We start from the raw sequence: 14,644 nt of genomic DNA, 5'->3' as shown, positions 1-14,644 counted from the left end.
GGTGGCGAATAATAAGCATTTTAAAATATTTTTGTTCCTATCGTTCCTATTTATATCTGTAAGTGCTCTCGCACAGCAGACTAAAGACACAACGATTATACGAAAACAATACGAGATAGCAGACCCCACGAGGTATGAGGCCTATTTCGATATAAAGACTGGGATGTACTATGTATATCCCAAAATTGGAAATACCATTACCGGTCCTCCCACTGCTATGTCTCCTGAAGAGTATAAAGAATATGTACTCGCCATACAGACCAGGGCGTACTATAAGGAGAAATCGGAAAAATATAATCTCCTCTTTAGAAGAGACAAAAGTGATGCCAGAAAGAAGGGACTTATTCCTTCAGTAATGATCAACAACAAATTATTTGAAACCCTGTTTGGGGGAAATAAAATTGAGATCATCCCTTCCGGATATGCATCCATTGATTTTGCAGGACTTTACCAGAAAATAGATAACCCGCTGATCCTTCCACAGAACAGGACCAGCTTTACTTTTGATATAGACCAGAGAATTCAGCTTGGATTATTAGGGAAAGTAGGGGAAAATCTTCAGTTGAAAGCCAATTATGATACCCAAAGTGGCTTTGCCTTTGAAAACAGGATGAACCTCGTGTGGCAGGCAAAAGGAAGCTGGAAAGATCTTCAGCAGAAAGGGCTTGGAAATGTGGATAAACCTAATGAAGGCGGTGAAGATAAAATCATTAAAAGAGTTGAATTCGGTAACGTCAATATGCCGCTTTCCACAAGTTTGATCCGTGGTTCACAATCATTGTTCGGGGTGAAAACAGAATTCCAGTTAGGAAAAACCTTTGGAACGGTTGTTCTTTCCCAACAGCAGGGTGAAGCCAGAAATATTGTAGTACAAGGAGGTGGAGTAATGAATAACTTTAAAGTCAATGCCACTGACTATGAAGAGAACCAGCACTACTTTTTAGGGCATTACTTTTTAAATAAATATGATAATGCTTTAACTAACTATCCACAGATCAATTCAACGATTAATATCACCAGATTAGAGGTCTGGGTATTGGATCAGGGAAACAGTAACTTAGCTTATCAGAAAGGGATTATCGGGATCAGAGACCTTGGAGAAGATGGAATAGGAGGAGCAATGCCGGATAACTCAGTGAATAATTTATATAATGATATTTCGGCAAAAGCTGGAACAAGAGAAGCTGGTAAAGATTATAATGGAGTTTACCAGGGACAGGTATTTGGAAGCTCACAGCCTTATGTAAACGGTGAGCACTTTATCTTTAATAGCAAAGCAAGAAAACTGAATGCTAATGAATTTACATTCCAGCCACAATTAGGATATATTTCATTAAACCAAAAGCTTAATGATCAGCAGCTTCTTGCAGTATCCTATTCATATACGGTAAGTGGAAGCAGTAAAGTATATAAAGTAGGGGAGTTTTCAGAAGAAAGCCCGGTGTTGATTACTAAAGTATTAAAAGTAAACAACAGCGTAGATGTATCCTCTCCGATGTGGAAACTGATGATGAAGAACGTTTATTCTTTAGATGCAGGGCAGGTCTCTCCGGATGGGTTTATCCTTAACGTATACTACAGAGACCAGAAAACAGGAGGTAAAGTAAACTACCTTCCAGATACCTCTGTTAAAGATCTGAACTTATTGAAATTACTAAACTGGGATCGTCTGAATATGAATGGTGATATCCAGAATAATAAAGATGGAACTAGGGGAGATGGTATTTTCGATTTTGTGCCTGGAGTTACCATCAGACCGGAAACCGGTAGGATTATCTTTACCAAAGTGCAGCCTTTCGGTGACTATATGCAGCAGGTATTAGGTACTAATGATCCTCAATATGTTTTCCATGACCTGTATGACCAAATAAAACCTACCGCTGGGCAAACTCCGGTTCCTCAGCGTTATACCATGGAAGGCCGTTACAAAGGTGTTCAGGGACAAGGTATTTCCCTTGGAGCGGTAAATGTACCTCAGGGATCTGTAAAAGTTTCGGCGAATGGTGTACAGCTTTCTGAAGGGGTAGACTATACCGTAGACTATATGCTAGGTACGGTTACGATCATCAATGAGAATGTAAAACAATCTGGACAGGCAATCAACATTTCATTAGAAAACCAACTTACATTCAATACTCAAAGAAAAAGATTCTTAGGATTGAATTTAGAAAGAAGATTCAATGAGCACTTTATTTTAGGAGGAACGGTTATTAATTACTCAGAATCTCCACTTACCCAAAAAGTAAACTTTGGGCAGGAAGCTGTTAACAATACAATGGCGGGGATTAATATGATGTATAATAATCAGGCTCCTTACCTGACAAGGTTTACAGATAAGCTTCCATTGATAAAGACTGAAGCACCTTCCAATATCAACTTTAAGATGGAGGCAGCATACCTTCTTCCTGGATTGAATAAGGCAACCAACAGTCAGTCTTACATTGATGACTTTGAACAGACAACTTCTAAAATTTCTTTAAAAGAACCTGCAGCTTGGAGCTTAGCATCAAGACCAGAAAAAAATACTGAACCTCCTTTCAATATCCCGCCAGCAAGTGATGATATCACAAGTGGATATGGAAGAGGATTATTGTCATGGTATAATATTGACCCGAGATTCTGGGGTGTTGGAGGTAAAGCTCCTGGAGGTATTACACCACAGTCGGTATCTAATCATGCATCCAGAAGAGTGTTGCTCTCTGAAATTTATAACAACAGAGATTTTGTAGCAGGAGATCAAACCTATACCAATACTTTAGATATCTCTTTTTACCCTAAAGAAAGAGGACCTTATAACACCAATTCAGGAACAGAACCGGCAGTGAGCAGATGGGGAGGAATTATGAGACCAATCAGTGTTCCTAACTTCGTAAGCTCAAACATTGAATATGTTGAATTCTGGATGATGGACCCTTATGCTGATGGTAATAAGCTTGGAGATAACCCAAAACTATTATTACACTTAGGTAACGTATCTGAAGACATTCTTAAAGATGGAAAAATGTTGTACGAAAATGGGCTTCCTGCACCAGGAGTAGCATCTAATACAACAACTTCCAATTGGGGAGTACAGCCAAAGCAACCTCCAATTCTATATGCATTCTCCACGGAAGGAGAAGGACGAAAAGCGCAGGATGTGGGATATGACGGATTAAGTTCAGATCAGGAAGCAATGAGATTTGGGAATACCTTTGTAAACCCTGTAACAAATATTGTTGACCCTGCAGTGGATGACTTTGTATTCTATCTATCAGATAGATTTACGGGAAGTCAGGCTGCTTCATTGGTTGAGCGTTACAAATATTTCAGAAATCCGGATGGAAACTCAGAAGCCAATTCATTGAACGTAGCTTCCCAGACTCCGGATGCTGAAGATATTAACAGAGATTATAACCTGGATCAGATTGAAAGCTATAATGAATATCCAATAAAGTTAGATCAGGCCAGTCTTTCACTAGGAAGTAATAATATTGTTGATATTAAAACCGTAAAAGGAGTTTTCCAGAACGGACAGTCTTCTGATGTGAAATGGTATTTGTTCAGAATCCCGGTTGCTAGTTTTGATAAAACTCAAGGAGCTCATAGTGAAACGGTACTTAATAATGTAAGATTTGCAAGATTAATGCTTACAGGTTTTGAAAATACATCTACTCTTCGATTTGGAACAATGGATTTGGTAAGATCAGATTGGAGAAAATATCCTAAGAATCTTGCTCCGTATTCAAATGTTGCAATAGACCCGGATCTAAGTGAAGGATCAACAGTAGATACTGACATTACAAAACTTGAAGTTGGTAGTGTAAATATAGAAGAGAATGCTCTTAACCAGCCTCCTTATGTATTGCCTCCTGGAATTGACAGACAGGTATTAAGCGGAAATGCTGGAGCACAAAGACAGAATGAGGCCTCTTTATATATGAATGCTAAAGAACTGAAACCAGGTAAAGCACAAGGGGTATTCAAAAATACTAGTTTAGATATGAGAAGATATAAAAAGCTAAAGCTTTTTGTGCATGCTCATGATCCACTAGGAAGAATTATTGGTATGGATAAACCAACTAAATTCTTTATTCGTTTCGGAAACGATGCTACGGATAACTATTATGAATATGAAGCATCTTTGAAGCTTACTTCAACGTCTGCAACAGCTCCCATGGAAATCTGGCCTATGGAAAACGAAGTGAATCTTGATATTCAGAACTTTGTTGATGCGAAGATCAGAAGAGATAAAATGTATGCTGATAAAATTACGCAAAGATTCCGTGATCCCGCATTTGAAGAAGGAGAGTATTTAAAAAGAATCTATATCAAAGGACGTCCAAGCTTAGGTAATGTAACAACCATTATGATTGGTATTAAGAATGGAATACCTAGAGATGAAACAGGAGTATCTATAGACAGGATTTTATGGATCAACGAGATTCGTCTTTCCGAAATTGAAAATGATGGTGGATACGCAGGAAACGCGAGCTTAAACTTCAACTTAGGTGATTTTGCAACCGTTAATACCAACGCTTCATATACTTCAGTAGGATTTGGAAATATCGATTCTAAACCGGCAGAAAGAAATCAGTCTACTCAATCGGCATTCAGTATCAATACTGCGATCAATGTAGATAAACTTTTACCGGAAAAAACAGGAGTAAAGATTCCATTGAATTATTCTTACTCACAAACAATTGAAGATCCGAAGTACAATCCTTTGGATACCGATGTTGAGTTTAGCAAAGCTCCTAACAGAGAACAGCTAAAGAAAGTAGCAAGAACCTATACTCAACAAAGAAGTATTGGAGTTGTTAATATGCGTAAAGAAAGAGTGAATCAGAATAGCAAGCCTAAGTTTTATGATATTGAAAACGTATCCGTAACGGCGGTATATAATGACGATTATTTCAGAGATATTTATACAAAGAAAAATTACAGACAGTATCTGAGAGGATATATTGATTACAATTATACCTTCAAACCATGGGTGATTAAACCATTCAATAAAATGATTAGTGATACTGCCAAGTCTACTAAATATCTGAGATGGGTAAAAGAATTCAATATCAATCCTATTCCAACAAGACTATCTTTCAGAACAGAGATTGACAGGAACTACAACGAACTTGAATTTAGAAACATTGAAGCTATTTTAGGTGGGAATACCGCTGGAGATATGAATGCGATCAGAAATAGAAACTTCTACTTCGGATGGCAATATGGTTTAGGATTCAACTTTACAAAATCATTAAAGCTTGAAATCAACTCTGCAACAAGAACGCTTAACGATAACCTCGATGTAAATACGATGGATAATAAAGCGATTTTCGGAAATGTATTCAGAGCGGGTAGACCAGTATTGTATAACCACAGAGCACAGTTGAACTATAAACTGCCATTCCAGTATTTGCCTTATCTCGACTTTATCGATGCGGAAGTAGGATATGGATTTACGTATAACTGGAATGCAAGATCTACAGCCTTACTTTCAAGCCCTGAAGGAAGCTTAGGTTCTATAGGACAGAATACCAATGTTATCCAGGCCACTGCAACAGCTGATATTCCTAAATTCTTCGGACAGTTTAATTATTTTAAAAATATTAATGCCAAACTTCAGAAGCGTAAGCAGGAAATGGATTCCCTGAACAATGTGTATACAAAACAATGGGAAAAGAACAGATACAGATATAAGAAGTATAAATTCAAGAATAAGCTTACGGTACTTCAAAGTGCTGCATTCTTCCTGACTTCATTCAAGCAGTTGGATGTAAGTTATACAGAGAATAATGGTACGGTGCTTCCTGGATTATTATCAGCTCCAAACTGGTATGGTTATGGTCAGACATTGGGAGGTCCTACTATTGGATTCCTGCTAGGTTCTCAGGCTGATATCAGAAGAACCGTTATGGAAAATGGCTGGGTAAGTGACTCCAGATTCATGACCGACCCTTATATACGGATGTCCACAAGAGAATTAAGGGCAAACTTACAGGTGATGCCTATGAATGATTTCAGAATTGATCTGAACGTGTTGCATAACTTCAATAGTAATTTCTCACATTCTGGTTTTAATTATGTGGATGGAGATGGAGTTCCTGATCCAGGCTTTACATTTGCAACAGATATGATTACCTATTCGAATTCAACAGTGCTTCTCAATTCTTCATTTAAAGATGGTGCCGCTGTATATCAGGCAATCAGAGATAATGCCATGAAACTATCACAACAGTTAGGAGGACCTAATGCTGAAATAGGAAATGATGGATTTGCAAAACATTATAGTATTGCTAATGCTTATGTATTGATCCCTGCATTCAGAGCAGCTCTTGAAGGGAAGTCTGTTTCACCAATAGGAAATCCTAAAAAAGCAGGAATGCCATTGCCAAACTGGAGAATTACCTATTCAGGATTGAAAAACATTCCGATCATTAGCGGACAATTCACGAAGTTTGACATTTTACACGGATATACATCAACATACACAGCAACTGGAATTCAGAGTAATATTGATTACCATGGCAATCCGGGAGGAAATTATCAGACGGTAGATGATGCAGGGAATATTAAACTGAATGATGGAGATAAGATTAACCCTTATACATTCGCTCAGGTTGGTTATGTAGAATCCTTCTCACCACTTCTTGGAATTGATGTTACGATGAGAAACAATATGCAGTTCGGATTACAGTATAACAAAAACCGAATGATGGTATTAGGATTGGTAAACCATACCCTTACCGAGGATTCCAATACGGAATATGTTGTAAGATTAGGATACATTGTCCGCAACTTCAGATTAGGTACTGCCAACATCAGAGGAAGGGGAACCAAAGGAAAAGGAAGTGATCTTAATATCAGAGGTGATATTTCTCTAAGAGATAGTAAAACGTCTATTATGAATATCCTGTTGAACGATTCACAGATTACAGGAGGACAGAGACTTCTTAATATCAAGCTTTCAGCTGACTATAATGTCTCCGAAAACCTAAACCTGAGAGTCTTCTACGAACAAATGACCTCAAAGTATAAGATCTCAACAGCCTTCCCGCTGTCTACGATCAGAGCAGGTATTTCTGCTACATTTACATTTGGAGAATCCGGTGGTGGATTCTAGAGATAGTATGAAATTAGTAAAGCCCCATTCTGAAAAGAAAGGGGCTTTAATTTTATATATTAACCCACAGCGTGTAGAATTAAGTAGTATCTTCGCGAAAAAATTTTGAATAGAATATGAAAAAACAATTATTCGTTTTTGTAATGATGTCATCGCTTCTATCAGCACAACAAGAATTTAATAATGATGTGATCATTAAAAATTATTCCCCTACTCTTATTTTAGAGAGAAATACAAATACAGGAGGATTTACTCAAGGAATACAATCTCGAATGCTGGATGGTACTAACAATTGGTTTTTTGGAAATTTAGGAACTCAATATTGGTTAGTTTCAAGAGGTAATCATGAAAATGCGATGTTAACTGTAAGCGAAAATGGAAATGTGGGTATAGGTACAATGAATCCTCAAGCTAAATTTGATGTTGCAGGAGGAATCAATATTGCTGGGGGATCCCCTATCCAGTTAGTTGGAAATGTTTCAGCGCATGGTCTGAAATATAAAAGGAATAACAGCGATAATTCTTTATTAGATGGTCCTTTTCTTTACGGCTGGACAGGGGGAGGTCTAGGGATTAAGAAAGACAATAACGAATTCAATGTTTTGAGTTGGAAAGAAAATGGTAATGTAGCTATCCAGGGTAAGCTTGAAGCAAAGGAAGTTAAAGTGACATTAACACCAACGGCCGATTTCGTGTTTGATGAAAATTATGATCTACCAAAGTTGGAAACAATTGAAAAGCATATCAAAGAAAAGAAACATCTTCCAGAAATTGCTTCTGCAAAAGAAATGGAAAAAGAAGGAGTGAATGTAGGTGAATTTCAGATTAAATTACTACAGAAAATAGAAGAACTGACATTGTATACGATTGAACTAAATAAGCAGCTGAAAAAGCAAGCAGAAGAAATTAAAGCTTTAAAACAAACAAATAATAACCATTAAAAATAATATTTATACAACTTTAAATATTATCAGCTTAAACATGAAAAAAATTTTACTACTATCCACAATATTGGCTGCTACGCTGATGTTTGGACAGACACTTACAGAAAAACAAATGATGAATGCCAGAGCAACTGGATATGCAATAATTGCTGCAAAAAACCCAGGCTTGGAGTTTGGGGTTCTGGTGATTCCATGGGATGGAGTAAATTCTTTGGAATATAATGCTACTAACCAAATCAATTATGCTTGGCATCCTCAAGTAGTGGTTAAAGGGAACTCTTTTGATCAACCTTTTGATGGGTCAGATTTTACACGGTATAGTTCTTTTTAACGAGTCAGGCTCAGTTTGATCAGTTCAAATCTACGGGAACACAATGGTGGATTATCTGTAGCGCTATGCCAGCATTCAGTTCCCGAATTAATGTAAATCAGAATAATCAGAACGTTGGGATAGGAACAGATAATCCCTTATATAATTTAGATGTGAAGGGCACATTCAGAGTAGGGGATGTGGGAAAATTTATATTTAATGGAGCTGCAGACTTGCGGTTTGAGTATCCATTAAGAGGTTCTGGGGGAAGAGCAATGGTTCATGATGACGGAAATGTTTTAGCATTCAATTATGGGAATGATTTTACGGGAGGAACAAGATTGGGATCTTCTTTATTGGTAAAAGGAGATAATGCCTCTCTCCAAGGAAAATTTGAAGCAAAAGAAATTAAAGTTACGCTTACTCCTACAGCAGATTTTGTATTTGATGAAAACTATAACCTCCCAAATTTAGAGACAATTGAAAAACATATCAAAGAAAAGAAACATCTTCCAGAAATAGCTTCTGCAAAAGAGATGGAAAAAGAAGGAGTGAATGTAGGTGAGTTCCAGATCAAATTGTTACAGAAAATTGAAGAACTAACATTGTATTCCATTGAGCAGAATAAACAACTTAAAATACTTAAGGAGAACAATGATAAGCTGATGAAAGAAATCTTTAAATTAAAATTTAATAAGAAATGATTTTACCATGGAAAAGCTAAAATATACTTTTTTATTATCCATACTTTTAATAAGCCTTTTTAAAAGTCAGATTGGAGATAACGGATATCCTTTTCTATACGATAAATTAGTTTCCGAAGGGCGTATTACAATTAGAGAGGAATATAGAAACTCTTTAGGAAATGCTATTCCCTTATTGCAACTAAAACAAAATATTAGAACATTTGAAACAGATGGGGTTAATAACCAGCAAATCATCAATGAAGTTGCTGAATTAAAAGATAAAGATTATGTAAATCAAAATATCTACGGTAAAGCTGTTTACAGAGAAATTAATATAGCGGATGATAATAATAGGATTGAGTATGATGGAAGATATTATTATTTATGTAAGGTTAAATCTTCAGATGCCAAAGCACTGCAGATTTATTTTAAAAAATATCTTTTACCAAAAGATAGTAAGCTCTTTTTGTATGCAGAAAATGGTTTTATCTTAGGGGAGTTTAATGATAAAAATAATCCGGATCCTAAGAATAAAGGATTAGAATTTGGAACACAGCCCATACCTGGAAATATATTTTATATAGAACTTTCTTATCCTATCAATAGTCCTGATAAACCCCTATTAGTTACTGAAAAAATTATTCATTCTTTTAATGATTTTTATAGTGGAGCGTACGGTTCGGCAGGAAATTGTCATAATAATATTGCATGTGACTTTACATATAATAATAAAGCAAGAAATATGAAATCTGTAGGTCTAATGCTATACCCTATATATCAATGGGGAACCAATACGCACAAATATTCAGCAAGTTGTTCAGGGAACTTAATGAATAATACTGCTCAAAATGGAGAACCCTATTTTTTGACAGCTGCGCATTGTATAGGGTATGAAGCTGCCAATAATAATATCAATTGGAGTACAGAATTAATCACTTTATTTAACTATGAAGCATTAAGCTGTACAAGTAACGGAGCAGATGCTCCGGCAGTATTATCTAATAATTCTGTTTTTGGTTGTACCCTATTGACACAAAGTCCTGCAACTTCTTTAGATTATGCTCTGATAAAATTGAATACAACTGCAACTGACTTGGCCAAATATAACATTTGTTATGCAGGCTGGGATAATAATCCTAACGCATATTCTGTAAATCCTACAAATTCATATTCAGTACATCATCCCAAAGGTGATGTGAAAAAAATATCTTTAGTTCAGGAAGTATATCCAGTAACGGGTAATAACTCAACATTATTTAATGGGTATAGTATTCCCTTTCTCCCAGCCACAGATGGAACATTTTTACAGAACTCCTGGAGAAATGGTATTGTAGAAAAAGGTTCTTCAGGATCCCCTTTGTTTAACAGTTTTGATAAGCTAATAGGGTCTATGTCAACAGGTCCTGATCCGGATGTTTTTAATTGTAATCATCCACATATTTATAATGCTACAGGTGGTAGATTTTATACATATTATTCAAGGTTTTCAAATAATTATTATACCATGTCTCCATGGTTGAATCCAAACGGAACAAATGTACAATCTATAGGACCATATTGTCCATCTGGTATTCAAATTGGTGCGCCCATTATTGTTAATCCAGGAGGTGGAGGTGGAACTCAACCAATAATATGGGAAGATGAACCAATTGATATCAACGGAGAACGGGTTCATCCTGCCAATACATGGGGAAAAAAAATCTATTTGAAAGAAAATAGTAGTGGGACTAATACACAGCAAGAAGTGGATGCAAATTTTTATTATTATAGGTCGGTTATGTCTCCTAATAAAAATACATTTGCTATGAGTGAAAATATATATAATATTCGCTATACTAATATAAATTACTATTTACCTAAACTTCAGCTTTGGGGAATATATAAAATAGTTGATTGTAATAAGCTTAAGTATATAAAACCTGCTAAAATAGTAATGAAGAATTCAGGAACAATTGGTGAATTTGATAATTATATAATAAATGTTGTAGGAGTTACCGAGGATAGAGTTCATATTATTATTGAAGAAAGAAGATGGGGTGGAAGTAATGTAGCCAATAATTTTTATAATACATATGAACTCCAATCTTATAAAATTATAAACAACGAACTGGTGTTTGAAAATTATAAAACACTTTTTTATCAACAGCAGAATATGACGACTGAGCGCTATTATGAATTTGATAATGATCATTTAATGCTGGTTGTGAATCAAAACTCAGTCAGAAAAATGTATTCCTGTTTTTATAGCGGGCAAAACACTGGCTGGCAAATAGACACAAATCCAATAGGAAATTTACCTTCTAATGGGTATACAAAAATTGTTGGAGATAAAGTGTTTATGGTAGTGCCGGGACAAAATAAAATGAATATTTATAGTGTCTCTTTGAACTCTGCTGCTCTTACATTACAGGCATCATTGTCAAATCCTTTTATGTCAAACCCTGGTGCAAATGGTATTCAGGATCCTATATTTATATTCAAAAAATCAGATAATGTATATAATGTAGTTTATAAAAACACTAATGGGGCTAGCTTTTTTGAACTTATACAAGTAAATTTATTAAGTAATTCTGCTACCTCTTCTCACATTACGATGCCTGATGATTTTAAATATGTATATGGTTCCGGGTCTAATTTTATTATAAAAGATAATGAGATAATTAAATTAACCAATGTAGGCTGGAAACCTAATGCGAGTAGTGAATATGGAAATCACTTCTATCAGAATTTTATAAAAGATGGTAGTGGAAATTGGAAAAAAGATAAAAACTTTCCGCTTAAATGGAAGGATGTTGGAGCATTCGACAGCCGATATGTAATTAGTGCTGATGATTATTATGGAAATACTTTAAGACTCAGGAAGTTTAGCATAAGAGAGATAGATTATTTAGCGCATCCATATATAAGAAATAATGATAATGTATTTTATCCAGCAGCCTATCATCGCCCAAAAAAACTGGATAACTATTATTTTAGTGCGGGTATTGTTGTGAATGGAAGAGAAGAGTTTAAAAATTTAACATATAGTGGTTTAAATATGTTTTTATATAGATCACCCAACTTCGGGTATGATTTTAACGCTACAACATATGATACGAAAACAGTCATTTTAGATAATAAAACACAGAAGCTGACAGGGTATAAAAGTGTGACTATATCCGGAAAATATTCTGTTGTTATGAAACCTGGATTTAGTGTTGCTGCTACAGATGGAGTCGAATTCACTGCAAAAGCACAAGCCCCATTGCCAGTAGATATTCCTGCGTGTTCTCTTACCTTTGATGATATGCTCAACCCCAAATTAACAGAAACTCCTAATGAAACCATATATCTTAAACAGGCTGGGGTGAATTTAGTAAATGAGCCATATTATGGTGAAATTGTACTTAACGCTACTCTTTCAAGTCAGGAAGTTGTTATCGATAAGAGCATTAAATTATATCCAAACCCTACCAAAGACATATTAAATATTGATTTTAATGGGAAAAAGTTCAGAACATTGGATGTATATGCATTAGATGGGAAAAAGATCATAACAAAGGATTTATCATCCTTGGATACTATTCAGGTTAACTTATCTCAATATCCTTCCGGGATTTATATGGTAACTCTCATAGATGTAAACGGAAAGAACTATCCAAATAAGATTATTAAAAAATAATTGATTAATCTAAATCGCTGCTTTTGCAGCGATTTTTTTATTTACATCCAAAATTTATTGAAGATCCCTATTAAGGCTTTGAACCTTTTAGAATTTTGAATACATTTGTAGAAAATAAAAATTAAAAAATGAACACACCATCAGAATTAAAGTACACGAAAGATCACGAATGGATCAAGATCGAGGGTAATGTAGCTACAATTGGTATTACAGACTTTGCTCAGGGAGAACTTGGAGACATCGTTTATGTAGATGTAGATACTGTAGATGATGATCTTAATGGCGGGGACGTTTTCGGAAGTGTAGAAGCAGTAAAAACTGTTTCAGACTTATTCTTACCTATTGCAGGGAAGGTTATCGAATTCAACTCAGATTTGGAAGATCAGCCGGAACTGTTGAATACAGATCCTTATGGAGACGGATGGATCATCAAGTTAGAACTTGCTGACGGTGCAGATCAGTCTGAATTGCTTTCTGCAGAAGATTACCAGGCGATCATTGGATAAAATTTCAAAAATATTTAGTAAGATATTGCCCATTTATTGGGCATTTCTTACTTATATGCTTCTCAAACCAGGAGAAGAGAACCACGAATACTGGTTCATGTTCAGCGGTATTGATAAAGTGTTGCACGTAAGTATATTTGCCGCTTTAGGATTTTCTTTCATTGCCGCATTTCCAAAAAACAAATTTTCTTATTTTTTTCAGATCATCCTTATATATGCCTTCCTTACAGAAATTCTGCAAGAAGAAATGGGATTGGGGAGATCTATGGAAACATTGGATATTGTTGCAGACACAGTAGGTTGCCTCATTGGCTATTGGGCCTATAAGCTTTTGATCAAACGATTTTTCTAATCCTATTTTAGAAGTCCACTTTATCCGGATGAGGTTTCTATATTGATTCTATACATCCTTATTCTTCTCAGTCCTTACACTCTCGAACTCTAGCACGCTTCATACCTTCAAACTTCTTCAGGAGCTTGATCCCGCTATCCACTTATACTCCTCACACTGAGCTGGCCACCCTCAAACCCTCCCACTCTCCAACTCTTGTTGTGGGGTAACCGTTCCTATCGGGGCTAGGGTAGGGGACGGATTTATAAATAATAGGTAATAGGTAATAAGTAATAGGTAATAGGTAATAGGTAATAGGTAATAGGTAATAGGTAATAGGTAATAGGTTGGCATCAATTAATATGATCACGATTATCCATATGGGTCGGCTTCCATCATTCCCATCCTTTGGAGGGGTGTCAAAAATTCAAAGAATTTTTGACGGGGTGGTCATCCTGTCATTTCTTCTCTATGAAAATCTGTGTCATCTGTGGGGAAAATAATAAACACAAACTTTTAACCTTTATTTTTTTCCTGTAAAATCATATTTAATACCATAGATACTCTCCGTTTTTCTTACCGGCGTAAGGTAGTGGGTAATAATTCTGGGCTTATGCGAAAGAAGCCCGCTCAAATAATATAAAAACGCTTCCCCTGGCTGTTGCCAAACTTGCAATCCCCAATTTTGTATTTCGTAATATATAATAGTAGTATATAATATGTAAAAATACCTGTTATATCACCTCTATAATGGGATTTCATATCTTTCAAAAAAAACAACTCAATGATTGTGGATAAGTGTAAAATGGTACGTAAAGATAAATCAATCAATATATTATGTGTAATACTTATCCACAATTGCAATATTGGTGTAAACTTTATGTTAAATAAAGTTGCGGGGTATGGATGAAGTTTCTATCTTTGCCCCACTGAAAACGAGAGTATCAGTAAGCGCAGAAGAGCTTTTAAATAAGCATAAACATTATAATCTACTAAGGGATCAAACGAAAAAAAACTTTTAATTTTTATCAAATAAAAGTTGTGAGTTAAAAAAGAGTTTGTATCTTTGCAGTCCCAATTAAGGGAGCGCAGGAGTAGAGAGATTGA

At 35.6% G+C, this 14,644-nt stretch carries 7 protein-coding genes; all 7 read left to right on the top strand.

The window, feature by feature from the left end; translation table 11 throughout:
• Position 1: 1 nt before the first annotated feature.
• Positions 2–7,099, top strand: coding sequence for a T9SS outer membrane translocon Sov/SprA (sov, locus tag H5J24_RS19745; protein WP_068938971.1), 7,098 nt, complete (start codon positions 2–4; stop codon positions 7,097–7,099).
• 116 nt (positions 7,100–7,215) lie between these two features.
• Positions 7,216–8,040: a hypothetical protein gene (locus H5J24_RS19740; RefSeq protein WP_068938973.1), complete on the top strand. Its 825-nt coding sequence runs from the start codon at positions 7,216–7,218 to the stop codon at positions 8,038–8,040.
• 40 nt (positions 8,041–8,080) lie between these two features.
• The gene (locus H5J24_RS19735; protein WP_232815802.1) at positions 8,081–8,374 is read left to right on the top strand and encodes a hypothetical protein; all 294 of its coding nucleotides are present in this window, start codon (positions 8,081–8,083) and stop codon (positions 8,372–8,374) included.
• Positions 8,375–8,439: 65 nt separating this feature from the next.
• Complete coding sequence (locus H5J24_RS19730) at positions 8,440–9,057, top strand: hypothetical protein (RefSeq protein ID WP_232815801.1); 618 nt, start codon at positions 8,440–8,442, stop codon at positions 9,055–9,057.
• A 7-nt stretch (positions 9,058–9,064) separates the two neighbouring features.
• The gene (locus H5J24_RS19725; protein WP_232815800.1) at positions 9,065–12,700 is read left to right on the top strand and encodes a trypsin-like serine peptidase; all 3,636 of its coding nucleotides are present in this window, start codon (positions 9,065–9,067) and stop codon (positions 12,698–12,700) included.
• 128 nt (positions 12,701–12,828) lie between these two features.
• Positions 12,829–13,206 (top strand): glycine cleavage system protein GcvH, encoded by a 378-nt coding sequence (gene gcvH / locus H5J24_RS19720; RefSeq protein ID WP_068938980.1) that lies wholly within the window; start codon positions 12,829–12,831, stop codon positions 13,204–13,206.
• Between the two features lie 55 nt (positions 13,207–13,261).
• Positions 13,262–13,558 (top strand): VanZ family protein, encoded by a 297-nt coding sequence (locus H5J24_RS19715; protein WP_346729926.1) that lies wholly within the window; start codon positions 13,262–13,264, stop codon positions 13,556–13,558.
• Positions 13,559–14,644 lie beyond the last annotated feature (1,086 nt).

The sequence above is a fragment of the Chryseobacterium capnotolerans genome (assembly GCF_021278965.1).
GTDB lineage: Bacteria > Bacteroidota > Bacteroidia > Flavobacteriales > Weeksellaceae > Chryseobacterium > Chryseobacterium capnotolerans.
The sequence above is the reverse complement of the archived record's forward strand: the minus strand, read 5'-3'. Positions and strand labels throughout refer to the sequence as shown.